The 24,196-nt window shown below is 65.0% G+C and carries 29 protein-coding genes; 15 read left to right on the plus strand and 14 right to left on the minus strand.

Annotated features, from left to right (window positions below):
- Nucleotides 1–164: 164 nt before the first annotated feature.
- Nucleotides 165–389, plus strand: a complete 225-nt coding sequence (locus J1C52_RS11310; RefSeq protein ID WP_227428049.1) for a DUF1127 domain-containing protein — start codon at nt 165–167, stop codon at nt 387–389.
- A 6-nt stretch (nt 390–395) separates the two neighbouring features.
- Here the strand turns inward: J1C52_RS11310 and rnr are convergent, their stop codons facing one another.
- The 5 genes from rnr to J1C52_RS11335 all read right to left on the minus strand — a co-directional run bounded on the left by rnr (nt 396) and on the right by J1C52_RS11335 (nt 5,125).
- Entirely contained in the window at nt 396–2,606 is a 2,211-nt protein-coding gene (gene rnr, locus J1C52_RS11315) for a ribonuclease R (RefSeq protein WP_227428118.1), read from the minus strand.
- A 130-nt stretch (nt 2,607–2,736) separates the two neighbouring features.
- The gene (locus tag J1C52_RS11320) at nt 2,737–3,162 is read right to left on the minus strand and encodes a GNAT family N-acetyltransferase (protein ID WP_227428050.1); all 426 of its coding nucleotides are present in this window, start codon (nt 3,160–3,162) and stop codon (nt 2,737–2,739) included.
- A complete protein-coding gene (gene dapE, locus J1C52_RS11325) occupies nt 3,156–4,313 on the minus strand; it encodes a succinyl-diaminopimelate desuccinylase (protein WP_227428051.1) in 1,158 nt (385 codons plus the stop codon). The genes J1C52_RS11320 and dapE overlap by 7 nt, the downstream gene beginning before the upstream one ends.
- Entirely contained in the window at nt 4,294–4,641 is a 348-nt protein-coding gene (locus J1C52_RS11330; protein WP_227428052.1) for a hypothetical protein, read from the minus strand. The genes dapE and J1C52_RS11330 overlap by 20 nt, the downstream gene beginning before the upstream one ends.
- Before the next feature lie 58 nt (nt 4,642–4,699).
- Nucleotides 4,700–5,125 carry a YqaA family protein gene (locus J1C52_RS11335; protein ID WP_227428053.1) on the minus strand — a complete coding sequence of 142 codons (426 nt, stop codon included), beginning with the start codon at nt 5,123–5,125 and terminating at the stop codon, nt 4,700–4,702.
- Nucleotides 5,126–5,228: 103 nt separating this feature from the next.
- On the opposite strand from J1C52_RS11335, the gene J1C52_RS11340 reads away from it, so the two are divergent.
- The 4 genes from J1C52_RS11340 to J1C52_RS11355 all read left to right on the plus strand — a co-directional run bounded on the left by J1C52_RS11340 (nt 5,229) and on the right by J1C52_RS11355 (nt 8,056).
- The gene (locus tag J1C52_RS11340) at nt 5,229–6,320 is read left to right on the plus strand and encodes a UDP-3-O-(3-hydroxymyristoyl)glucosamine N-acyltransferase (protein ID WP_227428054.1); all 1,092 of its coding nucleotides are present in this window, start codon (nt 5,229–5,231) and stop codon (nt 6,318–6,320) included.
- An 83-nt stretch (nt 6,321–6,403) separates the two neighbouring features.
- Nucleotides 6,404–6,895, plus strand: a complete 492-nt coding sequence (locus J1C52_RS11345) for a flavin reductase family protein (RefSeq protein WP_227428055.1) — start codon at nt 6,404–6,406, stop codon at nt 6,893–6,895.
- Nucleotides 6,879–7,412, plus strand: a complete 534-nt coding sequence (locus tag J1C52_RS11350) for a GNAT family N-acetyltransferase (RefSeq protein ID WP_227428056.1) — start codon at nt 6,879–6,881, stop codon at nt 7,410–7,412. Before J1C52_RS11345 ends, J1C52_RS11350 begins: the two co-directional genes overlap by 17 nt.
- 173 nt (nt 7,413–7,585) lie before the next feature.
- Entirely contained in the window at nt 7,586–8,056 is a 471-nt protein-coding gene (locus tag J1C52_RS11355; protein ID WP_227428057.1) for a hypothetical protein, read from the plus strand.
- A 13-nt stretch (nt 8,057–8,069) separates the two neighbouring features.
- Here J1C52_RS11355 and J1C52_RS11360 read toward each other — a convergent pair whose 3' ends face one another.
- The 9 genes from J1C52_RS11360 to J1C52_RS11400 form a co-directional block, all read right to left on the minus strand.
- Nucleotides 8,070–8,831, minus strand: coding sequence for a TIGR02186 family protein (locus J1C52_RS11360; RefSeq protein ID WP_227428058.1), 762 nt, complete (start codon nt 8,829–8,831; stop codon nt 8,070–8,072).
- On the minus strand, nt 8,831–9,751 hold the full coding sequence (locus J1C52_RS11365) for a sulfite exporter TauE/SafE family protein (protein WP_227428059.1): 921 nt from the start codon (nt 9,749–9,751) through the stop codon (nt 8,831–8,833). The genes J1C52_RS11360 and J1C52_RS11365 overlap by 1 nt, the downstream gene beginning before the upstream one ends.
- Nucleotides 9,752–9,775: 24 nt before the next feature.
- Nucleotides 9,776–10,738: an ABC transporter permease gene (locus J1C52_RS11370; RefSeq protein WP_227428060.1), complete on the minus strand. Its 963-nt coding sequence runs from the start codon at nt 10,736–10,738 to the stop codon at nt 9,776–9,778.
- Nucleotides 10,738–11,832 (minus strand): ABC transporter permease, encoded by a 1,095-nt coding sequence (locus J1C52_RS11375; protein ID WP_227428061.1) that lies wholly within the window; start codon nt 11,830–11,832, stop codon nt 10,738–10,740. Before J1C52_RS11375 ends, J1C52_RS11370 begins: the two co-directional genes overlap by 1 nt.
- Nucleotides 11,829–13,409, minus strand: a complete 1,581-nt coding sequence (locus tag J1C52_RS11380; RefSeq protein WP_227428062.1) for an ABC transporter ATP-binding protein — start codon at nt 13,407–13,409, stop codon at nt 11,829–11,831. The genes J1C52_RS11375 and J1C52_RS11380 overlap by 4 nt, the downstream gene beginning before the upstream one ends.
- A gap of 11 nt (nt 13,410–13,420) precedes the next feature.
- On the minus strand, nt 13,421–14,413 hold the full coding sequence (locus J1C52_RS11385) for a BMP family lipoprotein (RefSeq protein ID WP_227428063.1): 993 nt from the start codon (nt 14,411–14,413) through the stop codon (nt 13,421–13,423).
- A gap of 155 nt (nt 14,414–14,568) precedes the next feature.
- The gene (rimI, locus tag J1C52_RS11390) at nt 14,569–14,979 is read right to left on the minus strand and encodes a ribosomal protein S18-alanine N-acetyltransferase (RefSeq protein ID WP_227428064.1); all 411 of its coding nucleotides are present in this window, start codon (nt 14,977–14,979) and stop codon (nt 14,569–14,571) included.
- On the minus strand, nt 14,976–15,599 hold the full coding sequence (tsaB, locus tag J1C52_RS11395; protein WP_227428065.1) for a tRNA (adenosine(37)-N6)-threonylcarbamoyltransferase complex dimerization subunit type 1 TsaB: 624 nt from the start codon (nt 15,597–15,599) through the stop codon (nt 14,976–14,978). The genes rimI and tsaB overlap by 4 nt, the downstream gene beginning before the upstream one ends.
- A complete protein-coding gene (locus tag J1C52_RS11400) occupies nt 15,589–16,146 on the minus strand; it encodes a NifU family protein (protein ID WP_227428066.1) in 558 nt (185 codons plus the stop codon). Before J1C52_RS11400 ends, tsaB begins: the two co-directional genes overlap by 11 nt.
- 120 nt (nt 16,147–16,266) lie before the next feature.
- On the opposite strand from J1C52_RS11400, the gene J1C52_RS11405 reads away from it, so the two are divergent.
- The 10 genes from J1C52_RS11405 to phnE (J1C52_RS11450) all read left to right on the plus strand — a co-directional run bounded on the left by J1C52_RS11405 (nt 16,267) and on the right by phnE (J1C52_RS11450) (nt 24,168).
- Nucleotides 16,267–17,340: a threonine aldolase family protein gene (locus J1C52_RS11405; RefSeq protein WP_227428067.1), complete on the plus strand. Its 1,074-nt coding sequence runs from the start codon at nt 16,267–16,269 to the stop codon at nt 17,338–17,340.
- Nucleotides 17,341–17,350: 10 nt separating this feature from the next.
- On the plus strand, nt 17,351–18,382 hold the full coding sequence (pyrC, locus tag J1C52_RS11410; RefSeq protein WP_227428068.1) for a dihydroorotase: 1,032 nt from the start codon (nt 17,351–17,353) through the stop codon (nt 18,380–18,382).
- A gap of 13 nt (nt 18,383–18,395) precedes the next feature.
- Nucleotides 18,396–19,064 (plus strand): orotate phosphoribosyltransferase, encoded by a 669-nt coding sequence (locus J1C52_RS11415; protein WP_227428069.1) that lies wholly within the window; start codon nt 18,396–18,398, stop codon nt 19,062–19,064.
- Nucleotides 19,061–19,372: an antibiotic biosynthesis monooxygenase gene (locus J1C52_RS11420; protein ID WP_227428070.1), complete on the plus strand. Its 312-nt coding sequence runs from the start codon at nt 19,061–19,063 to the stop codon at nt 19,370–19,372. Before J1C52_RS11415 ends, J1C52_RS11420 begins: the two co-directional genes overlap by 4 nt.
- Nucleotides 19,373–19,454: 82 nt before the next feature.
- Nucleotides 19,455–19,775, plus strand: coding sequence for a hypothetical protein (locus J1C52_RS11425; protein WP_227428071.1), 321 nt, complete (start codon nt 19,455–19,457; stop codon nt 19,773–19,775).
- A gap of 52 nt (nt 19,776–19,827) precedes the next feature.
- On the plus strand, nt 19,828–20,520 hold the full coding sequence (locus tag J1C52_RS11430) for a L,D-transpeptidase (RefSeq protein ID WP_227428072.1): 693 nt from the start codon (nt 19,828–19,830) through the stop codon (nt 20,518–20,520).
- Nucleotides 20,521–20,704: 184 nt separating this feature from the next.
- On the plus strand, nt 20,705–21,652 hold the full coding sequence (gene phnD, locus J1C52_RS11435) for a phosphate/phosphite/phosphonate ABC transporter substrate-binding protein (protein ID WP_227428073.1): 948 nt from the start codon (nt 20,705–20,707) through the stop codon (nt 21,650–21,652).
- A 73-nt stretch (nt 21,653–21,725) separates the two neighbouring features.
- On the plus strand, nt 21,726–22,553 hold the full coding sequence (gene phnC, locus J1C52_RS11440) for a phosphonate ABC transporter ATP-binding protein (protein WP_227428074.1): 828 nt from the start codon (nt 21,726–21,728) through the stop codon (nt 22,551–22,553).
- Complete coding sequence (phnE, locus tag J1C52_RS11445; protein WP_227428075.1) at nt 22,550–23,359, plus strand: phosphonate ABC transporter, permease protein PhnE; 810 nt, start codon at nt 22,550–22,552, stop codon at nt 23,357–23,359. Before phnC ends, phnE (J1C52_RS11445) begins: the two co-directional genes overlap by 4 nt.
- The gene (phnE, locus tag J1C52_RS11450) at nt 23,356–24,168 is read left to right on the plus strand and encodes a phosphonate ABC transporter, permease protein PhnE (protein ID WP_227428076.1); all 813 of its coding nucleotides are present in this window, start codon (nt 23,356–23,358) and stop codon (nt 24,166–24,168) included. The genes phnE (J1C52_RS11445) and phnE (J1C52_RS11450) overlap by 4 nt, the downstream gene beginning before the upstream one ends.
- Nucleotides 24,169–24,196 lie beyond the last annotated feature (28 nt).

Raw genomic sequence — 24,196 nt, forward strand, 5'->3', positions numbered from 1 at the left:
CCATCAGCGCAAGCGCATACCGCGACCGGCTTTCCGGTCGCGGTTTTTTCTTGATCGAAGCCTGCCTTGCAAATGCTGCATAGCGGCATTTCCGTCTTGCTTATTGTGCAGTCGCAGCATCGGCATAGATTTAACGGTAACATACCATTTCGAAGGAGCCGACCATGACCTATGCCACCCAGACCCGCGCCCCACGCTCCAGCAGCCTGCTGGCACGTCTGCAAGAGCTGCGCGACGCGTTCCGCACGCTCATGCAGCAGCGCGCCGTCTACAACCGCACCGCACGCGAATTGCACGCCTTGTCCGACCGCGAACTGGGCGATCTGGGCATTCACCGCAGTGAAATCCCGCGCATCGCGGCGGAAGCCGCGTTCAAGCACCAAGGCTGACCGCGATCAGCCTTTCCGGCGCGACTTTCGCGCCAGCTTGCTGGCCTTGCGCTTGGCTTTCGCGGCCTTGCGTTTTGGGCCGCCGCGCGCAGGGCCACCGCGGGCGACGGGCAGCGTTTCGCCCTCGACCTCCAGCAGTTCCAGCATCAGCCCGCCGGTGATCGGCTCGGCCTCTGCCAGTTTCACCAGCACGCGCTGGCCGATCTGGATCATGGCCCCAGTGCGCTCGCCGGTCAGGCTTTGCGCATCCGGGTCGTGGCGGAAATACTCGGCCCCGATGGTGCGAATGGGCACCAGCCCATCCGCGCCGGTGTCGTCCAGCTTCACGAACACGCCAAACCGCGCCACGCCCGAAATGCGGCCCGCGAATTCCGCGCCCATGCGTTCCGACAGATAGGACGCCAGATAGCGGTCATTCGTGTCGCGCTCTGCGGTCATGGAGCGGCGCTCTGCCTCGGAAATCGCCTTGGCGGTTTCCTCCAGATGCTCCACATCCCAAGCCGACAGCCCGTCATCGCCCCAGCCATGCGCCGAAATCAGCGCGCGATGCACGATCAGGTCGGCATAGCGCCGGATGGGTGAGGTGAAATGCGCGTATTCGCGCAGCGCCAGCCCGAAATGCCCGAAATTCTGCGGTGCGTAATAGGCCTGCGTCATGGACCGCAGCGTGGCCATGTTGATCATCTCGTCAAACTCGGTGCCCTCGGCCTGCGCCAAAAGGCGGTTCAGGTGGCGCGTGTGCAGCACTTGCCCCTTGGCCAGCACCAGCCCGGTTTCCTTGGCCACCTGCCGCAACCCCTCCAACTTGTCGGGGCTGGGTTCTTCGTGCACGCGGTAGAGCAGCGGGCGGCCCTTTTCGCGCAGCGTTTCCGCGGCGGCGACATTGGCCAGCACCATGCATTCCTCGACCAGCCTGTGCGCGTCGAGCCGTTCCTTGAAGGCGACCGATGTGACCCGCCCCTCATCCGATAGCACGATCTGGCGTTCCGGCAGGTCTATCTCCAGCGGTGCGCGACGCTCGCGGGCGCGGGTCAACGCGCGGTAGCAAGCGAACAAATCGCCCAAGGGTCCGGCAAGCGGTTCCGTCTGCGCATCAAGCCGCCCATCATCCGCCGCCTGCGCCTGCTCATAGGTCAGGCTGGCGGCAGAGCGCATCATCGCGCGGTGGAACTGATGGCCGATCTTGTTGCCCTCTGCGTCGATCTGCATTTCCAACGCGATGCAGGGGCGGTCAACACCCTCATGCAGGGAACACAGATCACCCGACAATGTGTCGGGCAGCATGGGCACCACGCGGTCGGGGAAATAGGTGGAATTGCCACGCTTGCGCGCTTCGCGGTCCAACTCTGAGCCGGGGCGCACATAGGCGGCGACATCGGCAATCGCGACCCATAGCGTGAACCCGTCGCCGCGCCGTTCGGCAAAAAGCGCGTCGTCATGGTCGCGCGCATCCCACGGGTCTATGGTCATCAGAGCCATGTCGCGCAGGTCCAGCCGGTTGCCCAAGGGCATGGGCTGCGCGCTGTCGGCCTCTGCCACCACCGCGTCATCGAAGGCGTCCCGAATGCCGTGCTGGTGGATCGCGATCAACGACACTGCCTTGGGCGCGGTCGGGTCGCCCAAACGTTCGACCACATGCGCGCGCGGCGGGCCAAAGCGGGCGCGGCCCATGGGTTCGGCCAGCACCAGTTCGCCATCCTGCGCGCCGTTCACATCATGGGGGCCAACCATCCAGTCGCGGTCAGACCCCTTGTCGATGGGCACCACGCGCCCACCTTCGGCCCCCTTGCGGAACAGGCCCAATATGCGCTGCGGGTTCGACCCCAGCTTGCGGATGACCTTGGCCTGATACTCGTAATCGGGGCCGCGGATCGCCTCGCATTTGGCCAGAACGCGGTCGCCCGCGCCCAAATCCTTGGGGGCCAGCAGGATGACACGCGGGGCGCCGCCCTGCCCGCGCCACTCGATCGGGCGCGCGAACAGGTCGCCATCTTCGTCCGGCCCCAGCACGTCCAGCACCGTCACCGGCGGCAAGGCACCGCCAGAGGCGCGGCGGCGCGGGGCGATGCCCTCCCCCTCCAACTCTCGCAGCATGGCTTTCAGGTCGATCTTGGCCGCACCCTTTATACCAAAGGCGCGCGCGATCTCGCGCATGGTGGCAGAGGGGTTCTCTGCCATCCAGTCGCGCAACTCGGACACAGAGGGAAGCTGCTTCACCATGGCGCGCCCCAGTCTGCCCAGAGCGCAAGGCAGGGGCGCAGCCCCTGCCGGGGGTGGGTGGGTGGGCGATCTGGGCAGACTGGGGCGTATCTCATGCGCCGCGCTTTAGCATGGGGCGCAAGGCGCGTCACGCGCTGAACGCGCGCAGCATGTCGCGATGCGCGATGCCGGCTTCCATGTAAACCTCGCCCACGGGCACGAACCCAAGGCTTTCGTAAAACCCCAGCGCATGGACCTGAGAGCCCAACTTCGCGCGCCGCACCCCCGGCTGCGCTTGCGCCAGCTCCAGCGCCGCACGCATCAGCGCCTGCCCGATGCCTTTCCCGCGATGGGTGCCCAGCACGCAAACCCGCCCGATCTTGGCGGTGTCCCCCATAAGCAGTATCCGCGCGCAGCCCACGGGCAGGCCGTCCAGCCGCGCCAGAACATGCAGGGCGCGCTCGTCCAGCCCGTCCACCTCGAGCGCCTCATCGACATTCTGTTCCTCGATGAAAACCACCCGCCGCAGGGCGTGACAGGTGGCGATGTCCGTTGTCGGGGCAACCGTCAGCATCCGGCGAAGTAATCCTGCAAGATACGTGAATAAACGCGCTTAAGTTGTTCGATATGCTCGATTTCCGCGTATTCGTCGACTTGGTGCATGGACTGCCCCACAAGCCCGAATTCCACCACCGGGCAGTGGTTTTTCATGAAACGTGCATCAGAGGTGCCGCCAGAGGTCGACAAGACCGGTGTCACCCCGCATTCCGCCTCGACCGCGCGCGCGACCATGTCCGACAGCGGGCCCGGCGGCGTCAGGAACGCCTCGCCCGACACGCTGACCGACACCTCTAATGCCACGCCCGTGCCCGCGCAGACCTCTGCCGCCTCACGCTCCAGCCACTCGGTCAGCGACGCGCCCGTGTGCAGGTCGTTGAAGCGGATGTTCAGCCCCGCCCGCGCCGTGGCCGGGATCACATTGGTCGCCGCATTGCCCACATCGACCGTGGTCAGCGCCAAGGTCGAAGGGTCGAAATGCTCGGTGCCGCGGTCCAATACGTGCCGCGCCAGCCGGTCCAGCAGATGCACCAGCACGGGAAGCGGGTTCGCCGCGCGATGCGGATAGGCGGCGTGCCCCTGCCGCCCGCGCGCGGTGATGGTCGCGTTCATCGACCCGCGCCGCCCGATCTTCATCATCTCGCCCATGCGCTCCGGGCAGGTGGGTTCGCCGACCAGACAGACCGACATGGCCTCGCCTTGCGCGTCCATCCAGTCCAGCAGCGCGATGGTGCCGTCTTGCGCCGGGCCTTCCTCGTCGCCGGTGATGGCCAAGATGATCGCGCCGTCGGTCGGTGAAGCCTGCACGAAGTCGATGGCGGCGGCGACAAAGGCCGCGACGCCCGATTTCATGTCGCAAGCGCCCCGGCCCCACAGCCGCCCCTCGGCAAGTTCGCCCCCAAACGGATCGCGCGTCCAGTCCGAGCGCAGGCCAATCGGCACCACGTCGGTATGCCCGTTGAACCCGAAGCTGCGTGCGTGGCCTTTTGCCCCCCAACGGGCGAACAGATTGGCTGTCTCGCCCCGGTCCACGCGGGTGCAGGCAAAGCCCGCATGGCCAAGCATTCTCTCCAGCAACACCAGCGCGCCCCCCTCATCCGGGGTAACAGAGGGGCAGCGCACCAAGTCGGCTGTCAGTTGAACCGGGTCAATCATCTGCTGCGTCATCGGTAAACCATGTTTTCTGTGCCACGATCACGGCATTCTCGGCCAGTGCGCGCGCCATCAAGTCGCGCTCTTCCTGCGGGATTTCGTCGCCCGCCGCCAAGCGGTCGTCCAGCGTGCCGTAGCTTGTCACGTCCAGCGGTTTCAGATCGGCCTGTTTCAGCACCGACACCGCGTCGCGGACGGCACTCGCCTCGTCCGGCCCCGGCGCATAGAGCAGCAACCCCGCCCCCGTCGCGCCCTTCGGCAGATCGTCGGTCACGCCCAGTTCGACCAGCAGGGTGAAAACCTGTTCTGGCGCGGGGGGTTTGGGGCGGTCGGGTTTCGGCATGTCCGGGCTCCGGTCGTTTTGTCCGTTCCTCGCAGGTCGGCGCGCGGCTGGCAAGGGCTTAGGACGCCGCCAGCACCGCCGCGACCAGAACCGCGTAGCGCCCGAATTTGCCCAATGTCACCACCAGAAGGAAACGCCAGAAGGGTTCGCGCATCGTGCCCGCCGCCAGCGTCAGCGGATCGCCGATGATGGGGGCCCATGCGAAAAACAGGCTCCACCAGCCATAGCGGGCATACCAGCCTTCGGCGCGGGCGATCTGGTCGGGGCGAAAGGGAAAGCGCGGATGGTCCTTGTAGCGCATCAGGAACCGCCCCAAGGCCCAGTTCACGCAAGACCCCAGCACATTGCCCGTGGTGGCAACGGTCAGCAGCAGCCAGACCGGGTGGCTGCCGGCCAGCACAAGTGCGCTCAGCACGATTTCCGACTGCGCGGGCAGAAGCGTGGCCGCCACAAGCGCGGCGAAAAAGAGGGCAAGCAGATCCATGCGCCCCTCATGCCCCGACGGCAGGCCGCTGTCACGCGCCAAACATCTGGCCCTGCCCTTGGGCATTCGCTAAAAGGGCGCAACCGACAGGAAAGGCGGGATCATGGCGCATCGCATCGCAGATATTGCCCAAGCCCTTGGGGCCAAAGCCGAAGGCGCGTTGGACCTGATCGTGACCCACGCAGCCGAACCCGCGCAGGCCGGACCGGACGCGCTGGCACTGGCGATGGACCCGAAATACGCCGATGGGCTGGCCAAGGGGGCAGCGCGCGCGGCCATCCTGTGGCCCGGCGCCGATTGGCGCGCCATGGGGCTTCAGGCCGCGATCTTCGCGCCGCGCCCGCGCCTTGCCATGGCAGGCGTCAGCCGGTTGATGGACCAGGGCTATGACTTTGGCCAAGGCATTCACCCGCAGGCCTGCATCGACCCAAGCGCAGTCGTGGCAAAGGGCGCGCGCATCGGTCCCTTCACCTATATCGGCCCGCGCACGGTGATCGGCGCGCGCGCCTGCATCGGCCCGAGTGTGACCGTGGCCGAAGACGTGGTGATCGGCGAAGATGCCATCCTGCACACGGGCACGCGCATTGCCGCGCGGGTGCGCATCGGCGACCGCTTCATCGGTCAGCCCAATTGCGTGGTGGGCGGCTGCGGTTTCAGCTTTGTCACGCCAGAGCCGTCGGCGGCCGAAGACGTGCGCGCCTCGCTGTCGGGCGACCGGGAATTGCGCCAGCAGAAATGGATGCGCATCCAGTCGCTTGGGTCCGTCACCATCGGGGATGATGTGGAACTGGGCGCGAATTCCTCGATCGACCGGGGCACGGTGCGCGACACGGTCATTGGCTCGGGCACCAAGATCGATTCGGTCGTCCAGATCGGCCATAACGTGCAGATCGGCGAAGACTGTATGCTCTGCGGCATGGCCGGTGTGGCCGGGTCTGCGCGTATCGGGAACCGCGTGCTGTTGGGCGGCAAGGTCGCGGTGAATGACAATATCTTCGTGGGCGATGACGTGATCGCGGGCGGGGCCGCGCGCATCTACACCAATGTGCCCGCCGGGCGCGCGATGCTGGGCGATCCGGCCACCAAGATCGAAACCCAGCTTGAAATTCGCAAGGCCCTGCGCCGCCTGCCGCGTCTGGCCGCGACCGTGGCAGAGTTGCAAAAGGCGGTTTTCGGCGGCAAAGCGCAGGATTGACACCTTGCCCAAACCCGCGCGCGGGTTAGCTGTCGGCTGACATCTTGGCAGGCAGCAAAGGCAAAGCAATGGACGGAAGCGTCATGACAGAGCAGGTTTTCACCCCGGATGCAGACCATCAGCGCGCGTTTCGCGATGCCTTGGGGCGGTTTGCCACCGGCGTCACGGTGGTGACGACCCAGACCGCGCAAGGCCCGGTCGGGATTACCGCCAACAGCTTTGCCGCGCTGTCGCTAGAGCCCGCGCTGGTCATGTGGGCACCGGGGCGCTTTTCCCGCCGGTTCGAGATTTTCGAGCAAGCCCCGCATTTCGCCATCCATGTGATGGCCGAGGACCAGCTGGACATAGCCCGACATTTCGCGCGCGACGGGTTCGATTTCAGCCTGCCCGGCATAGAGGCGGGCTTGGGCGACACGCCGCTGCTGCCGGGCTGCCTTGCCCGGTTCGAATGCGCGCGCCACGCCGTCTATCCGGGCGGCGATCATGCGATTGTCGTGGGCGAAGTGCAGCGCGTGGCCACCCGCGAAGGCGCGGGCCTCAGCTTTTTCAGCGGGGCCTATGGGTCCATCGGCTGAGCCGCCACGGGAGGCCGGTCGCCCGCACCCGGAACTTGATGTCCATGTCTTGAGCGGCCCGCAAGACCCGCTCTTCCCTGCCTTGGCCGCGCTTTGCGTCACGCCAGAGCAGGAAGAGTTCAGCGGCAGTTTTGCCTATACTCTTCAGGATTGGGCTGAGGCCAACTCAGACGACGCGCTCTTGCTAGCCTTTCTATTGGACAGCACGCCGGTTGGGCTGGCGCTTGTGAAACGCGGGCAAGCCGCACCGGATTGGGTGCCCGCGCGCGCGGCCTCGCTGCACGGGTTGAAGATCGCGACCCGCTATCAGGGGCGCGGGCTCGGGCGGCTGGCGATGGCGGGGCTTATGACCGCACTTGGCACACACTGGCCAGAGACTGACAAACTTGTGCTGGCGGTTGACGCCGCCAATGACGCGGCGCTCGCACTCTATCGCGACTGCGGGATGCGGCAGATGGGGCCGCCACATGCAGGGCGGCTGGGGCCAGAGTATCGGATAGGGCTGACGCTGCGCTGAAGGTTGTGCGCCGTGCCCCGGCCCCCGAGCCGGGGCCTTGCGGTCCACCAAGCCAACCCAGAGGCCCCGGCTCTGCGGCCGGGGCGCGGCGCGCGGGCGGTAACGGTTTGCCAAATCCTCGACATATTTGCGCGGTAGCCTTCCACAAAAGCCATTTTCAAACGAGGCATATCATGTCGGAAGCTCAAACAGCGCAACCTTTTGGATGGGCCGCCTTCACCCTTGGGGCAATCGCCCTTGGCATGGGGCTGGTCGTCTTCTGGGCCGGACCCTTCGCACCGCAACAAGCTGCCGGCGTCACCTTGGGCGAGCTTGCCGCCGAGATCGCGAAATCCGCCGCGCGTGCGGCGGTCGGGCAAGACGCGCCGCCACCGGCCCCGATGGCCCGCGATCTGGACGATTACCTGAACTTGGCCACGGGCCTGATTGCCGGGCTGGCGATTATCCTTGGGCTGGCCTCGTTCATCCGGCACGAGGCGAAGCGCGCCGCACTCTCGGGCATTGCCCTGGGCGGGCTTGCGATCGGGTTCCAGATTTTGACATGGGGAATGATGCTGGTCGCGGGCGCGCTGGTGCTGGCGGGGCTAAGCTACGCCCTGCGCGATGCCTTCGGCGAGATGTTCGGCGGGCTTCTGGGCGGCTGAGCGACCGCGCCCGCTAGCTGCGGATCAGCCGGAAAATGGCTGACGCGCCCCAGCCGAACACCGCCGCCAAGACTAGCGCCAGCAAGCCGTAAAGCGCGGGCTGGTCATAGGCCAGCGAATACAGCCAGCGTTCCAGCACCGCCTTGCGCACCTCGATGAAGGTTTCATACTCGTCCACGACCGCCCCCTCGCGCATAAGGAAGATGCGCGCGGCATAGCTGCCCTCGACAATGTTCTTTGGCAGGGTAATGCGCGTCGTGAACAGCGTGTCGCGTTCCAGATCAACGGGCGTCGCCCCTTCCTGATACAGCCCCTCGTCCTTGCGGATGCGGATCAGCGCCTCTGTGAAGGCGGCGGGATCGGTCAGGTCGGTGTCGCTGCGGGCTTCGAAAATCGCGAGCCGGGTCGAGATGCGGTAATCCAGATCCGCCTCTGGCGAGAGGATCTCGGCCAAGGGCGCGGTGCTGGCCACGGCGTAGAAACTTGGGGCTGCGCGGACCTCTTGCGCCTCTGCGTTCACCCAGATGCCGAAGCGGCGCGCCTTGCGCCAGATCGTGGCTTCCTGCGGCGGGCCTTCGACGGTGACGATCACGTCCAGCGGGCCTTCGGGGATCACGCCGTCGCGGCGCACAGCCCCGAAGATCAGGATGTCGGAGCCCACGAAATTGACCGTCAGCGCGACGCTGTTCTGGCTCAGACCCGCGACGACCTCTTCCTGCGCCTGCGCGGGCGCGGCTGTCAACACAAGCAGCAGCAGGGCGAAAAGCCGTCCCATCACGCGCCCCCCGCGACCGAGATGGAGTAGAGTTCCGCAGGCGGCCAGAGCAGGTCGAAGGCGATCTTGCCGCAGACCGCCAGCACCATCAGCGCCAGCAGGATGCGCAATTGTTCTGCCCCCAGCTTCAGCCCCACACGCGTGCCGATCTGCGCGCCGATCACGCCGCCGATAATCAGGAACACCGCCAGCATCACATCGACCGTCTGGTTCGTCAGCGCGTGCATGAAAGTGGTAAAGGCCGCGACGAATGTGACCTGAAACAGCGACGTGCCGATCACCACCTTGGTGGGCATTCCCAGAAGGTAGATCATTGCGGGCACAAGGATGAACCCGCCGCCCACGCCCATGATCGCGGCCAGAATGCCCACGCCCACCCCCACCAGAAGCGGCGGAAAGACCGAGATATAGAGGCCCGAGGCGCGGAATTTCATCTTCAGCGGCAGGTTATGGATCCATGTATGCATATGCCGCTTGCGCCTTGGCGCGGTGCCCGAGCGCGTGCGCAAGAGCGCGCGCAGGCTTTCGTTGAACATCATCGCACCGATGACGCCGAGGAAGATCACGTAAGACAGTTGCACGATCAGGTCGATCTGACCCAGCCGGCTCATCAGGTTGAAGAACCAGATGCCCACCACCGACCCGATCATGCCGCCCACCAGCAGCACCCAGCCCATGGGCAGGTCCACCGTCTTGCGTTTCAGATGCGCCAGCACGCCAGAGATGGACGAGGCCACGACCTGGTTGACCCCGGTTGCCACGGCAACGGCGGGCGGAACCCCGATGAAGAACAGAAGCGGCGTAATCAGGAACCCGCCGCCCACGCCGAACATGCCCGACAGCATCCCCACCCCGCCGCCAACCCCCAGCAACGTGAAAGCGTTGACGGAGGTTTCGGCAATCGGCAGGTATATCTGCATGGTCGGCCCCGGCGCTAAGCGCGGCTAGTGTTCTTTCACATAGGGGCTGCCCCCCGCCCGTGGCGGAATGGCGCGGCCCACGAACCCTGCCAGAATGACAACCGTCAGGATATAGGGCAAGGCCTGCATCACCTGCACGGGAAGCGCAAGCCCAAACACCTCGATCGACTGGAAGCGATTTGCCACAGCCTCCAGCAGGCCGAACAGCAGCACCGCGCCCATCGCGTGCCATGGGCGCCATTTGGCAAAGATCATGGCCGCCAGCGCGATATAGCCCCGCCCGGCGCTCATGTCCTTGACGAAGCCCGCCGACAGGCCCGTGGACAGATACGCGCCTGCCAACCCGCAGAGCACGCCGCAGATGGCCACAGCGCCGAAGCGCAAGCCAATGACCGACACGCCTGCCGTGTCCACAGCCGCGGGGTTTTCGCCAACCGCGCGCAGCCGCAGGCCGAAGCGGGTGCGGAACAGCAGGAACCACGTTGCAGGCACGCACAGGAAAGCAAGGTAAACCAGCGGAGCGTGGCCCGAAAAGATGCCGTATATCGGGCCGATCACAGGCACGTCGGCCAAGGCCTCAGCGAAGGGCAAATCAATGGTCGGCATCCGAGCATCCCCGGTCAGCGACGGGGTGCGCCCGCCCTGCTGGAACCAGTTCTGCGCGATCACCACGGTCAGACCGGCGGCAAGGAAGTTGATCGCCACGCCGGAAATAAGCTGGTTGCCCCGGAACGTGATCGAGGCGACGCCGTGGATCAGCGACATGAACACCGACACCGCGATGCCCGCCAAGACGCCCAGCCAGACATTGCCCGACACATAGGCAATCGCGGCAGCCAGAAAGGCGGCGGCGAGGATCTTGCCCTCCAGCCCGATGTCGAACACGCCCGCGCGCTCGGAAATCAGGCCCGCAAGGCAGGCGAAAAGCAGCGGTGTCGCCAGTCGCAGCGTGCTGTCAAGCACCTGCGCAAGGGTTGCTAAATCCATCAGCCCGCCCTCCGCAGGGAAAAGAGTTTCGCGATCGGAATGCGCACCATGTTGTCCAGCGCACCCGTAAACAGGATGACCAGCGCCTGGATGACGACGATCAGCTCGCGCGGGATACCCGTCCAGAGCGCCAGTTCCGCGCCGCCTTGGTAGAGGAACCCGAAAAGGATCGCGGCCAGGAACACCCCGAACGGATGGTTGCGACCCATCAACGCCACGGCGATGCCGATGAAGCCCGCGCCCTCGACCGCGTTCAGAACCAGCCGTTCCTGTTCACCCATGACGTTGTTCAGCGCCATCAACCCCGCCAGCCCGCCAGAGATGAGCATGACGATGATCGTGATACGCGCGGGGCTGATGCCTGCATATTGCGCGGCAGGCTCGGATTCGCCCAAGGCGCGGATCTGGTAGCCCAGCCGCGTGCGCCACAGCATCCACCACACGGCAAAGCACAGGCCCACCGCGATCAGAAGCGAGATGTTGACGGGCGGCACCTTGGAAAAGGGAATGCCGAAAAGCCCAAGGATTTCATGAAGTTTCGGCAGGCTCGTCGCATCGGGAAAGCGCGGCGAGGACGGGTCTTGGCTGCCCACGGGACGCAGGAAATTGACCAGCATGTAATTCAGGAAGGACGCGGCGATGAAGTTGAACATGATCGTGGTAATCACGATATGGCTGCCGCGTTTCGCTTGCAGATAGCCGGGGATCAGCGCCCAGAGCGCGCCGAACAAAGCCGCGCCCACCGATGCGCCCAGAAGCGCCAGCGTCCAATGCGGCCATGGCAGATAAAGCAGCACCAAAGCCACGCCCAGCCCGCCAAGCGCCGCCTGCCCCTCGCCGCCGATATTGAACAGTCGCGCTTGAAAGGCCACGGCCACGGCAAGGCCCGTGAACATGAAATTCGTGGCATAATAGAGCGTGTAGCCCCAGCCATAGCTGGACCCGAACGCGCCATCGACCATCATCTTGACGGCGGCCCAGGGGGATTCGCCGATGGCCCAGATCAGGATGGCCGAAATGATAAAGGCCAGCACCACCGATACCAGCGGCACCAGCGTGACATCGGCCCAGTTGGGAATGCGTTTGCTGCTCATGTCTCGGTCATCCCGGCCATCATCAGGCCCAGTTCCTTGGCGTCGGTCGCGTCTGCCATCCGCTCGCCCATGATACGCCCGTCGAACATGACCAATATCCGGTCCGAGAGCGACAGGATTTCATCGAGTTCCACCGACACAAGCAAGATCGCGGCCCCCGCGTCACGCAGCTGGATCAGGCGTTGGTGGATGAATTCGATCGCGCCGATATCGACCCCGCGCGTGGGCTGGCCGACCAGCAACAGGTCCGGGCCGTATTCGATTTCGCGCGCCAGCACGATCTTTTGCTGGTTGCCGCCCGAAAACCCCTCGGCGGGCAGTTGCGGGTTGGGCGGGCGCACATCGAAGCGTTCCATCTTGGCGGCGGTGTCGGCCACGATGGCCGCGCCGTCCATCCGCCACGGGCTGGGGTTATAGCGCGGGTCGTTATGGTAGCCGAGCGCGGTGTTTTCCCATGCGTGGAAGGGCAGCACCAGCCCACGGCGGTGACGGTCCTCTGGCACATGGGCGATGCGCGCGGCACGGCGCGCCTGCCCGTTGCACTCTGGCCCAGAAAGCGGCAACGGCGCGCCCCGCAGCCATGCCTTGCCTTCGGCCTCGCGCAGGCCCGCGAGCACTTCCAGAAGTTCCGACTGGCCGTTGCCGGCCACGCCCGCGATGCCCAATATCTCGCCCGCGCGCAGGTTGAAGCCGATCTTGCGCAAGCGTTCCACGCCTTGCGCATCGACCAGCCTCAGGCCTTCGACGCGCAGCACCTCATCACCCGGCTGCGCCTTGGTTTTTTCCACGCGTAACAAGACCTTGCGGCCCACCATTAATTCGGCCAACTCGGTCGGGCTGGTGTCGGCGGTCTTGCGGGTAGCCACCATTTCGCCGCGCCGCATGACGCTGACCTCGTCGGTCACATCCATGATCTCGCGTAGCTTGTGGGTAATCAGGATGATGGTCTTGCCCTGCTCCTTCAGCCCGCGCAGGATGCGGAACAGATGGTCGGCCTCGGACGGGGTCAGCACGCCCGTGGGTTCGTCCAAGATCAGGATGTCGGCCTCGCGATACAGCGCCTTCAGGATCTCGACGCGCTGCTGGTGTCCGACGGACAGCTCTTCGATCAGCGCGTCGGGTTCGACCTCCAGCTCGAAATCGCTTGCCAATTGCTTCAGAACACCGCGTGCGCGGCGGCGCGACGGTCCCAGAAGCGCGCTGTCCTCGGCCCCGAGGATGACGTTTTCCAGAACCGTGAAATTCTCGACCAGCTTGAAATGCTGGAACACCATCCCGATACCGGCGCGGATCGCGGCCAGGCTGTCGGGAATATCGGTGCGTTTGCCGTTGATATACACCTCGCCCGCATCGGCCTTGTAAAAGCCATAGAGGATGGACATGAGCGTGGATTTGCCCGCGCCATTTTCCCCCACGATGCCATGGATCGAGCCGCGCGCGACCTTGATCGAGATGTTCTTGTTGGCCTGAACCGGCCCGAATGCCTTGGAGATGCCGCGCAATTCGATTGCGGGCGGCACTTGCGCAGAGGACGCGGCAGTTTCCTGCCGCGTCGCTTGGTCTGTGACAGTCGTCATGCGCGGGTCGCTCAGAACGCCGGGCAGGTGCTGTCGGTGCGGTAGTCATGCACCACGGTTTCGCCCGCGATGATCGACGCGCGGGCCGCTTCCACGGCTTCCTGCATCTCTGCGGTAATCAGGTCGGCGTTATGCTCGTCCAGCGCGTAGCCCACGCCAGCCGAGGCAAGGTTCATCGTCACAACGCCGGTTTCCATGCCGGGGCCATCGGTGAAGGCCTGATAGACGGCCTCGTCCACCAGTTTCAGCATAGAGGTCAGGACCGAACCGGGGTGCAGGTAGTTCTGGTTGCTGTCCACGCCGATGGAATAGACGCCCGCATCTGCCGCCGCTTGCAGCACACCCAGCCCGGTGCCACCGGCAGCCGCGAAGACCACATCCGACCCTTGGCTGATCTGGCCGCGCGCGATTTCGCCACCGCGCACCGGGTCGTTCCATGCTTCGGGCGTGTTGCCGGTGTAGTTCACGATCACGTTCATGTCGGGGTTCACAGCTTTCGCGCCCTGGGCATAGCCGCAGGCAAACGCGCTGATGAGCGGAATTTCCATGCCACCGACGAAGCTGATGGTGTTCGATTCAGACGCCATCGCGGCCAGCATCCCGACAAGGTAGCTGCCTTCATGCTCTGCGAAGATGACCGAGCGGACATTGGGCAGATCGGCGACCGCATCGACCAGCACGAAGGATGTGTCGGGATAGTCGGGCGCGACCTCTTCCAGCGTGGGGGCGTTCTGGAAGCCCAGCACCACGATGGGGTTCGCGCCGGATTCGGCCATGCGGCGGGCGAATTGCACGCGCTGCGCCGCTGATTGCATCTCGATATCGCGGTATTCGCCGCCGGTTTCGGCTTTCCAGCGCTCGGCACCGTTATAGGCGGCCTCGTTGAAGGATTTGTCGAACTTGCCGCCAAGGTCGAAAATCAGCGCCGGGCCTTCGGCCAGCGCCATGCCGGCGCCCAGCGCCAGCACGGATGCCGAAAGGGTCAGGGTCTTGAGGGATTTCATCATAGCTCTCCTGTTGGATGCGCGGCTGTTGCGCGCTTGGGTCTTGGGGAACACTCGCGGTGGGCCGCGATTGGGGTCGATTAACCCCCTAAGCGCGCGCAGGGTCAACAGGAAAAACCGGGCGACGTGGCGCATGGCGGGGAAGTGACCAAAGGTCAGGCTAGGGCGCGCTCCAGCAACAGCGCATCGACCGCCGGGCCGTGGCTGCGGCGGTAGTAACCCTTGCGCCGCCCGGTCTGGGCAAAGCCTGCACGCGCGTAAAGCGCGCGGGCCGGGGTGTTGTCCTCGGCCACCTCCAGGAACAGCCGCTGCACGCCGCGCGCCCGCGCCTGATCGATGGCCTTGGCCAGAAGGGTCGCGCCCATGCCCTGCCCTTGCGCATTTGGGGCGACGGCGAAGGTCAGCACCTCGGCCTCGTCCAGAACGCAGCGCAGCAGGATGAACCCCTTGTCCTGCGCGACCAGCAGCGAAGCCGGATCCTCCAGATGGGCGGCCAGATCGCGCGCCGTCCAAGGGTCGTCGGGAAAGGCCGCCTTGTGCAGCACGGCCATTGCTTCGGGCGTCACGATAGCATCACCGGGCCGGGATCATTCGAGGGCGCGGCGTCGGGCGCGCGCAGGTAAAGCGGCGCGGGGCGCGGCTGGGGCGTGCCAAGGCGAAGGGCCGCGATCCGGGCAATGGCGACCGCCAGCGGCACGGAGGCGGCAAGCGGCACCGCGCCCAGCAGGCCCGCGCCCGTGCCGGTGATATGTTCGGCCACGACCACATCTTCCAGCGCGCTCAGGGCCGGGGCGCTGTCCGGCCCGAAATGCTGCACATAGACCATGCCGCGCTTGGCATCCTCGACCACGCTCAGCGGGCGCGGCAGGCCATGGGCGCGCGCGTCGAACACGCTCACGCCGATCGCGGGCACGCCCAAGCCCAGCGACAACCCGCGCGCGGCCGCGACCGAGATGCGAATGCCGGTGAAATTGCCGGGGCCGATGCCCACGCCCAGCGCGGCCAGATCGGACCACGCGGCCCCGCCTTGCGCCAGAACCTCTTCCAGAAGCGGCATCAGGCGTTCGGCTTGGCCCTTGGCCATGTCTTCCTGCGCCTGCGCCAGAACCCGGTCGCCCGACACCAAAGCGGCCGCGCAATGCGCGGCCGATGTGTCAAAGCCCAAGACCAAAGCGTCAAACGGCAACGGGGCGCACCTCTGTCACTTCGGGAATGTAGTGGCGCAGCAGGTTCTCGATCCCCATTTTCAGCGTCAGGGTCGAGGACGGGCAACCGGCGCAAGCGCCTTTCATATGCAGGTAGACGACACCCCGCTCGAACCCGTGAAAGGTGATGTCGCCGCCGTCTTGGGCGACTGCCGGGCGCACGCGGGTGTCCAGCAATTCCTTGATCTGGCCCACGATCTCGCTGTCGGGGCCGTCATGCGCCGCATGACCCGACTGCGCCGCCCCTTCGATGGCGGGCGCGCCGGACTGGAAGTGCTCCATGATCGCGCCAAGGATCTCGGGCTTCAGGTGTTGCCAGTCCAGATCATCCGCCTTGGTCACGGTGATGAAATCGAGGCCAAGAAACACCCCCGTCACGCCGCTGATCGCAAACAGACGCCGCGCCAACGGCGAAGAGGCGGCGCTGTCGGCATTCGGGAAATCCGCCGTGCCCACTTCCATCACGTCCTGACCGGGGATGAATTTCAGCGTGGCCGGGTTCGGGGTGCTTTCGGTCTGGATGAACATGAGCAATCTCCTTGGTGTTACGGGGCATATGCGCCCTGCCCCCACACCTGTCAAGGTCGCCACCTTGACAGCGCCCACGCCCCCGCGCAGCTTTGGGGGCAGCTTACGAAAGGTCCATCCATGCAGTTTGCTTCCGACAACACATCCGGCGTGCCCGACGCCATTCTGGACGCGCTGCGCGCCGCGAACCAAGGCTATGCCATGGGCTACGGGGCAGACACCTATATGGACGCGCTACGCGGCCGCATCCGCGCGCTGTTCGAAGCGCCGGAAGCCGAGGTCTTTCTCGTCTCGACCGGGTCAGCGGCCAATGCGATGGCCTGTGCCAGCCTTTGCCCACCTTGGGGCGCGATCTACTGCCACCGTCTGGCACACATAGAGGTTGACGAATGCGGCGCGCCGGAATTCTTCACCGGAGGGGCAAAGCTGACCCATGTGGCGGGCGAAAACGGCAAGATCGACCCCGACGCCTTGGCGCTGACCTTGGCGCAATCGTGCAAGGGCGTGGTGCATCATGTCCAGCCGGGACTGCTGAGCCTGACCAACCTGACCGAATGCGGCACGCGTTATTCGGTGGCAGAGATCGCGGCATTGGCGGAAATCGCCCACGCCCACGGCCTGCCCGTCCATCTGGACGGCGCGCGCTTTGCCAATGCGCTGGTGGCCGAAGGCTGCTCACCTGCGGACATGACATGGCGCGCGGGTGTCGATGTGCTGTGTCTGGGGGGCACCAAGAACGGGCTTTTCGGCGTCGAGGCGGTGATCTTCTTCAACACCGCGCAGGCTTGGGAATTCCAGTTGCGCCGCAAGCGCGGCGGGCATCTGCCGTCGAAACACCGGTATCTTTCGGCGCAAATGCTGGCCTGGCTGGAGGGCGATCTGTGGCTAAATCTAGCCCGGAACGCCAATGCCATGGCCGCGCGGCTGGAAGCGGGGCTGACGGAGCACGCGCAAATCGCCTATCCGCGCGGCGGCAACATGCTGTTCGCCACATGGCCGCGCGCGGGCCATGACCGGCTGCAAGCGGTGGGGGCGCAATATTACCTGTGGCCCGACTATGCGACGTTTGACGACCCCGACCCGATCGGCGCGCGGCTGGTCACAAGCTGGTCCACAACCGAAAGCGATGTTGACCATTTCCTGACCGCTCTGACCGGGCAAAACGCGCTGGCCTCGGACCGCGCGCTTGGCTAAAGACGGGCACATGACCCAACTCACCATCCCCCGCCCCGACGATTGGCATTTGCACCTGCGCGACGGTGCCATGCTGGAAGGCATCGCGCCGGAAAGCGCGCGCCATTTCGCCCGCGCGATCATCATGCCCAACCTTGTGCCGCCCGTGGTAACAGGCGCTCAGGCGGCGGCCTATCGCGAGCGTATCTTGCGCGTGACGGGCGACGGCTTCACGCCGCTGATGACGCTTTACCTGACCGAAGACACCGACCCGGCCGACGTGGTTGCGGCGCATCGGGACGGGATCATCGCTTCAGTCAAGCTATACCCGGCGGGGGCGACCACGAACTCGGCCAGCGGTGTGCGCGATTTCGACAAGGTCCGCCCGGTGCTCGACGCGATGGCGGAAGCGGGCGTGCCGCTGTGTTGTCATGGCGAGGTTACGGACCATGACATCGACATCTTCGACCGCGAGGCGGTGTTCATCGACCGTGTGCTCGACCCCATCCGCCGCGCCACGCCGGGGCTGCGCGTGGTGATGGAGCATATCACGACCGCCGACGCCGTGGCCTATGTCCAAAGCCAGCCCGAGAACCTTGGTGCCACGATCACGACGCACCATCTGGTCATCAACCGCAACCATATCTTGGTGGGCGGGATCAAGCCGCATTACTATTGCCTGCCGGTCGCCAAGCGCGAAAGCCACCGGCTGGCGCTGGTGCAGGCCGCGACCTCTGGCGATGCGCGGTTCTTCCTTGGCACCGACAGCGCGCCGCACACGGATGACGCCAAGGAAAACGCCTGTGGCTGCGCGGGCTGCTTCACGGCCACCAACACGATGTCCATCCTCGCCCATGTGTTCGAGGCGGCGGGGGCGCTGGACAAGCTGGAAGGGTTCGCCAGCCGCAACGGTCCGGCCTTTTACCGCCTGCCGGTGAATGACGCGACGATCACGCTGGAGAAAACCGCTGATCCGGTCGCCTACCCTGCCAAGATCGAAACCGGCGCTGGACCCGTGACCGTGTTCGACCCCGGTTTCCCGCTGCATTGGCGCGTTCTGTAACAAAGGCTCTGACATGATCCCCACCACCTACCCCGACCGCGCCACAGCCGCTCGCCTGACCGCGCGGATGCTTCTGGACATCAAGGCCGTGCATTTCAATGCGGCAGAGCCGTTCACATTGGCCTCGGGCCTGAAAGCGCCGACCTATATCGACTGCCGCAAGCTGATTTCCTTCCCGCGCATTCGGTCCACGCTCATGGATTTCCTGACCTGCCGCGTGCTGGAAGATGCGGGGATGGAGGCGTTCGACAATATCGCGGGCGGTGAAACGGCGGGCATTCCCTTTGCCGCGCTGGTGGCCGAACGCATGGCGCTGCCGATGACCTATGTGCGCAAGAAGCCCAAGGGCTACGGGCGCAATGCACGGATCGAGGGCGCGATGAGCGAAGGGCAGCGCGTGCTGCTGGTCGAGGATTTGACCACCGATGGGGGCTCTAAACTGAGCTTCGTCGATGCGATCCGTGAAACGGGTGCGACTTGCGCGCATACCGCCGTGATCTTCTATTACGGCATCTTCCCGGAAACCGAGCCGCGTTTGGCAGAGCATGGCGTCAAGCTGCACTACCTGTGCACATGGTGGGACGTGCTGGCAGAAGCGCGGCGGGGCGAGGATTTCGATACCGCGACACTCGATGCCGTGGAGGCGTTCCTACGCGCGCCCCGCGACTGGGCGGGGGCTTGAGCAAGATCACCCGCATCTACCGCGTGCGCATCCATCCGCATTTGCGGGCAGAGTTCGAGCCGCTGTTCAAAACCGTCGCCCGCGCCTCTGTCGCCGATGTTGCCGGCTGTGTGGGCGTGACGGTCGGGTTTCCGACGCAAGCCAGCCCCGATGAATACGCCATGATCTCTGTCTGGAAGAGCGCGGGCAGCCTGACCGCCTTTATCGGGCCGAATTGGGACCGGGTGCATATCCCGGACAGCATGGCGCATTTTTTCGAAAGCGCATGGGTGCATCATTTCACCCACGCGGATGGGCCAGACGCCTAAACCCCAAGCGGCGCGCGCGAACGTGACCGGCGGGGGCGGCGTTGGGCTTGCGTTATAGCGCCTTGTGACCCAAACAGGCCTTATGCGTGCGCTTCGCCCCGTCCTTCTGGCCCTGATGATGGTCCTGATGCTGCCCTTGGGCGCGCTGAATGCGTGGGTGCCGAGCGTGCCGGCAGATGCCGCACCCTTGGCCCAGACCGCCCCGCAAAGCGCGGCGCAAAGCCAGATTCGCACCTGCCGCAGCGCATTCTTGCCGGGTGCGGGATGCGCAAAATACCTGGAGGGCGCGGGCCCGAGGGACATTGCAGGGCCAGAGCGAGCCGCCCCTGCCGCGCCGCAGCAGACAAACGCACGGATGCAGACCCAGCCTGCCCCGCCGCAAGGACCGCCCCGGAACATGTAGCCACCTCACCGCGCTTCGGCGCAGAACATGCTACAGTTTTCAGGAAAATCCCATGCTTACACGCAGAGCTTTCACCGCGTCAGCGGTGGCGCTTGGCTTATCGGCCTGCGCCAAACCCATGCCCGCAACCCGCGCCGTGGCGCAGCCCCCGGCCCATCCGCCCCTGCCCGGCTTCTACGACGCCATCACCGATGAACCCTTCCCCGTGCCCGCCATCTCACCCGGAACGCTACCGCCCCAGCACTGGCGGCAAAGCGTGGAGAACCCGTGGCCCGACCAGCCGCGCGGCACCATCATCGTGGACCCGGATGCGGGCAACCTGCATTTCGTGCAAAGCCGCGACACCGCGCTGCGCTATGGCGTAAGCGTGGGCGCCGAAGGGTTCGCGTGGTCCGGCACAGCGCGGCTGCAATTCTGCCGCGCATGGCCGCGCTGGAAAGTGCCAGAGGCGATGATCGCGCGCGAGCCGTCGCTCGAGCGCTTCTCGGTCGCCAAGGGCGGTATGCCCCCCGGCCCCGACAACCCGATGGGCGCACGGGCGCTTTACCTGTTCCAGAACGGCGAGGATACGCTCTACCGCGTCCATGGCGGGGCGGTTGCGCGCGACATCGGGCGCGCGGTGTCCTCGGGCTGCATTCGCCTGCTGGACCAGGACGTGATCGACCTGCACGCGCGGGCTATTCACGGGGCGAAAGTGGTGGTCTTGCCCTCGCTTGCGCCTGCGGGTCTGGGAATGCTGTTCTGACACGGGCGGCGCGCGCCGGGACATGGTTCCGGAGCGCGCCATTCGGCCATTGCGGACCTAGGCCCGAAAAAGCTTGTCAGGCGCTGTCAATCATTGTCATAAAACCGTCACGGGAGTGTAAACCAACTGTCAAGAAAGGGCGCTACGAAACGCCCGGAACGACAACCCCGAAGGGAGAGAGAAAATGCTGAAGACCCTCATGGCCACGGCGGCAACCGCCGCGCTGCTGGCGTTGCCTGCAACCGCGTTCGAACTGGACGAGCGCTATTCCGACGCCGATGGCGACCTGATCGCAGACATTCCGGCCGACGAATCGCAATGGCTGGACCCGTCGGTCCTGATCTTCGCCTACACCCCTGTCGAAGACCCGGCAGTCTATGCCGAAGTCTGGCAGCCTTTCCTTGACCACATGTCGGCGCTGACCGGCAAGGATGTCCAATTCTTCCCCGTGCAGTCGAACGCCGCCCAGATCGAAGCCATGCGCGCGGGCCGTCTGCATGTCGCGGGCTTCAACACCGGGTCGAACCCGCTGGCCGTGGCCTGCGCAGGCTTCCGCCCCTTCGCCATGATGGCTGCCGAAGACGGCTCTTTCGGGTATGAGATGGAAATCATCACCTATCCCGGTTCCGGCATCGCCACGGTCGAGGACATCAAGGGCCGCCAACTGGCCTTCACCTCGGAAACCTCGAACTCGGGCTTCAAGGCACCCTCGGCGATCCTTGCGTCGGAATTCGACATGATCCCCGAGCGCGATTTCACCCCCGCCTTCTCTGGCGCGCATGACCAGTCGATCCTTGGTGTCGTGAACAAGGACTATGACGCCGCGTCCATCGCCAACTCTGTCCGCAAGCGGATGGTGTCGCGCGATGTGATCTCGGAAGACAGCTACGAGATCGTCTATACCTCGCAGACCTTCCCGACCACCGGCTACGGCACCGTCTACAACCTGCACCCCGACCTTCAGGAAAAGGTGCGCGAGGCGTTCTTCACCTTTGACTGGACCGGCACCTCGATGGAAACCGAGTTCCAGAATTCGGGCGAAGCGCAGTTCATCCCGATCACCTTCCAGAAAAACTGGGCCGTGATCCGTCAGATCGACGAAGCCAATGGCGTAAGCTACAGCTGCAACTAACCGTTGCAGCGCGATCAAAACAGACAGGCAGGGTGCGCCCTGCCTGTTCTTTCCTGTTTGAAAAGGGCGCAAGATGCTGAAAATCGACGGTCTGGGCAAGACCTATAAAACGGGTGACAAAGCCCTGAGCGACGTGTCTTTCGAAATTCCGAAAGGCGAGGTTCTGGGGCTGATCGGCCCGTCGGGTGCGGGCAAATCGACGCTCATTCGCTGCATCAACCGTCTTGTGCAGCCCACCACCGGCAAGGTGCTGCTGAACGACCTGAACATCACCGGCCTGCGCACGGGCGAGTTGCGCCGCGCGCGCCGCCGCATTGGCATGATCTTTCAGGAATATGCGCTGGTCGAGCGTCTGACAGTCATGGAAAACGTGCTGTCGGGGCGTTTGGGCTATGTGGGTTTCTGGCGGTCCTTCCTGCGCAAATACCCCGAGAAGGACGTCGCCAATGCCTACCGCCTGTTGGACCGCGTTGGGCTGATGCAGCATGCCGACAAACGCGCCGATGCGTTGTCGGGCGGGCAGCGGCAGCGTGTAGGCATCGCGCGCGCGCTGGCGCAAGACCCGGAGCTGCTGCTGATTGATGAGCCGACCGCCAGCCTTGACCCGAAAACCAGCCGCCAGATCATGCGCCTGATTGTCGAGATCTGCCGCGAGCGCGGCCTGCCTGCGATCATCAACATCCATGACGTGGTGCTGGCACAGCAATTCAGCGACCGTATCATCGGCCTGCAAGCGGGCCGCGTGGTGTTCGACGGAGTGCCCTCTGACCTGACCGAAGACGCGCTGACGCTGATCTACGGCGCAGAGGACTGGACCGCCATGCGCAAGGGTGCCGCCGAGGATGCCGAGGCTGAAGCCGAGGAACAGGCGCAGACCGAAAAGATGATGGGCGCGCTATGAGTGACGCCACCACCTACCCGACCCGGTGGCGCAAGCCGCCAATGATGGTCAAGTCGCGCTTCTGGCGCATTGCCCTGACCTTGGGCGCGATTGTCTACCTGGCCCTTGCGCTCAGCACGGTCGAGGTGAACTGGGCCCGCGTGGTCGAAGGCATGTCGCGCGCGCAACGCTTCATCGCGGGCTTCTTGCAGCCCGACTTCACGTCGCGCTCGCGCGACATCTGGATCGGGATCGGCGAAAGCCTGACGATGACCTTCACCTCGACCGTGGTGGGGGTGCTGATCTCTATCCCCATCGGGCTTGGGGCCGCGCGCAACATCGCGCCGCGCCCGGTCTACCTGGTCTGCCGCAGCATCATCGCCATCAGCCGCTCGCTGCAAGAGGTCATTATCGCCATCTTCTTCGTGGCGCTGTTCGGCTTTGGTGCCTTCGCGGGCTTTCTGACGCTGTCTTTCGCCACGATTGGCTTTATCGGCAAGCTTCTGGCCGAAGATATTGAAGATATTGACGAAAAACAGGCCGAAGCGATCCGCGCGACAGGCGCGAACTGGGTGCAACTGGTCAATTACGGGGTGCAACCGCAGGTCATGCCGCGGCTGATCGGCCTGTCGCTCTATCGTCTGGACATCAATTTCCGCGAATCCGCCGTGATCGGCATTGTTGGCGCGGGTGGCATCGGCGGCACGCTGAACACGGCACTGGGGCGCTATGAATACGACACGGCGGGCGCGATCCTGCTTATCATCATCGCAATCGTCATGCTGGCCGAATATTCGTCCGGCTACCTGCGGAGGTTCCTGAAATGAGCGTGACCGACGCACAAACCCCGATCTGGCGGCACCGCACGCCCAAGGCGCGCTTGGCGCTTTGGGGCGGTTGGCTGGCCTGTGTGGCGCTGTTCGTGTGGTGCTGGGAGATGATGACCCAGCGCACCATCTGGGCCTTTGTCTATGACGCGCCGCGCGCGGCGGGCGACCTGCTGGGCCGCGCCGTGCCGCCCAAATGGGACTATATCGACAGCCTGATCTGGCCCTTGTGGGACACGATGAACATCGCCACACTGGGCACGCTTCTGGGCATCATATTGGCCGTGCCGCTGGCCTTTCTGGCGGCCAATAACACCACGCCCTCGCGCCTTGTTCTGCGGCCCATCGCGCTGTTCCTGATCGTGGCCTCGCGCTCGATCAACTCGCTGATCTGGGCGCTTTTGCTGGTGTCGATCCTTGGGCCGGGCATTCTGGCCGGGATCATCGCAATCGGGCTGCGCTCGGTCGGGTTCATCGGCAAGCTGCTCTATGAGGCGATCGAGGAAACCGACGTGAAACAGGTCGAGGCCGTGACCGCCACGGGCGCCAGCCAAGCGCAGATCCTGAATTACGCGATCGTCCCGCAAGTGCTGCCGACCTTCTACGGCATCAGCGTGTTCCGCTGGGACATCAATATCCGCGAAAGCGCCATTCTGGGGCTGGTGGGCGCGGGCGGGATCGGCTTGCAGCTACAGGCCAGCATGAGCGTGCTGGCATGGAACCAAGTGTCCCTGATCCTGCTGGTCATTCTGGGCACCGTGGTGCTGAGCGAATGGGTATCCGCCAAGGTGCGCCACGCGATCATCTAGGCGGGCCAACACAACGAAACCAGCCGCC

Origin of the sequence: Roseibaca sp. Y0-43 (genome assembly GCF_020667835.1) — a bacterium.
Lineage (GTDB): Bacteria > Pseudomonadota > Alphaproteobacteria > Rhodobacterales > Rhodobacteraceae > Roseinatronobacter.

Excerpts from the sequence above, each read along its gene's own strand:
- J1C52_RS11310 (WP_227428049.1), top strand. The coding sequence starts at position 165 with ATGACCTATGCCACCCAGACCCGCGCCCCACGCTCCAGCAGCCTGCTG.
- J1C52_RS11320 (WP_227428050.1), bottom strand. The coding sequence starts at position 3,162 with ATGCTGACGGTTGCCCCGACAACGGACATCGCCACCTGTCACGCCCTG.
- dapE (WP_227428051.1), bottom strand. The coding sequence starts at position 4,313 with ATGACGCAGCAGATGATTGACCCGGTTCAACTGACAGCCGACTTGGTG.
- J1C52_RS11330 (WP_227428052.1), bottom strand. The coding sequence starts at position 4,641 with ATGCCGAAACCCGACCGCCCCAAACCCCCCGCGCCAGAACAGGTTTTC.
- J1C52_RS11335 (WP_227428053.1), bottom strand. The coding sequence starts at position 5,125 with ATGGATCTGCTTGCCCTCTTTTTCGCCGCGCTTGTGGCGGCCACGCTT.
- J1C52_RS11340 (WP_227428054.1), top strand. The coding sequence starts at position 5,229 with ATGGCGCATCGCATCGCAGATATTGCCCAAGCCCTTGGGGCCAAAGCC.
- J1C52_RS11345 (WP_227428055.1), top strand. The coding sequence starts at position 6,404 with ATGACAGAGCAGGTTTTCACCCCGGATGCAGACCATCAGCGCGCGTTT.
- J1C52_RS11350 (WP_227428056.1), top strand. The coding sequence starts at position 6,879 with ATGGGTCCATCGGCTGAGCCGCCACGGGAGGCCGGTCGCCCGCACCCG.
- J1C52_RS11355 (WP_227428057.1), top strand. The coding sequence starts at position 7,586 with ATGTCGGAAGCTCAAACAGCGCAACCTTTTGGATGGGCCGCCTTCACC.
- J1C52_RS11360 (WP_227428058.1), bottom strand. The coding sequence starts at position 8,831 with ATGGGACGGCTTTTCGCCCTGCTGCTGCTTGTGTTGACAGCCGCGCCC.
- J1C52_RS11365 (WP_227428059.1), bottom strand. The coding sequence starts at position 9,751 with ATGCAGATATACCTGCCGATTGCCGAAACCTCCGTCAACGCTTTCACG.
- J1C52_RS11370 (WP_227428060.1), bottom strand. The coding sequence starts at position 10,738 with ATGGATTTAGCAACCCTTGCGCAGGTGCTTGACAGCACGCTGCGACTG.
- J1C52_RS11375 (WP_227428061.1), bottom strand. The coding sequence starts at position 11,832 with ATGAGCAGCAAACGCATTCCCAACTGGGCCGATGTCACGCTGGTGCCG.
- J1C52_RS11380 (WP_227428062.1), bottom strand. The coding sequence starts at position 13,409 with ATGACGACTGTCACAGACCAAGCGACGCGGCAGGAAACTGCCGCGTCC.
- J1C52_RS11385 (WP_227428063.1), bottom strand. The coding sequence starts at position 14,413 with ATGAAATCCCTCAAGACCCTGACCCTTTCGGCATCCGTGCTGGCGCTG.
- J1C52_RS11400 (WP_227428066.1), bottom strand. The coding sequence starts at position 16,146 with ATGTTCATCCAGACCGAAAGCACCCCGAACCCGGCCACGCTGAAATTC.
- J1C52_RS11405 (WP_227428067.1), top strand. The coding sequence starts at position 16,267 with ATGCAGTTTGCTTCCGACAACACATCCGGCGTGCCCGACGCCATTCTG.
- pyrC (WP_227428068.1), top strand. The coding sequence starts at position 17,351 with ATGACCCAACTCACCATCCCCCGCCCCGACGATTGGCATTTGCACCTG.
- J1C52_RS11415 (WP_227428069.1), top strand. The coding sequence starts at position 18,396 with ATGATCCCCACCACCTACCCCGACCGCGCCACAGCCGCTCGCCTGACC.
- J1C52_RS11425 (WP_227428071.1), top strand. The coding sequence starts at position 19,455 with ATGCGTGCGCTTCGCCCCGTCCTTCTGGCCCTGATGATGGTCCTGATG.
- J1C52_RS11430 (WP_227428072.1), top strand. The coding sequence starts at position 19,828 with ATGCTTACACGCAGAGCTTTCACCGCGTCAGCGGTGGCGCTTGGCTTA.
- phnD (WP_227428073.1), top strand. The coding sequence starts at position 20,705 with ATGCTGAAGACCCTCATGGCCACGGCGGCAACCGCCGCGCTGCTGGCG.
- phnC (WP_227428074.1), top strand. The coding sequence starts at position 21,726 with ATGCTGAAAATCGACGGTCTGGGCAAGACCTATAAAACGGGTGACAAA.
- phnE (WP_227428075.1), top strand. The coding sequence starts at position 22,550 with ATGAGTGACGCCACCACCTACCCGACCCGGTGGCGCAAGCCGCCAATG.
- phnE (WP_227428076.1), top strand. The coding sequence starts at position 23,356 with ATGAGCGTGACCGACGCACAAACCCCGATCTGGCGGCACCGCACGCCC.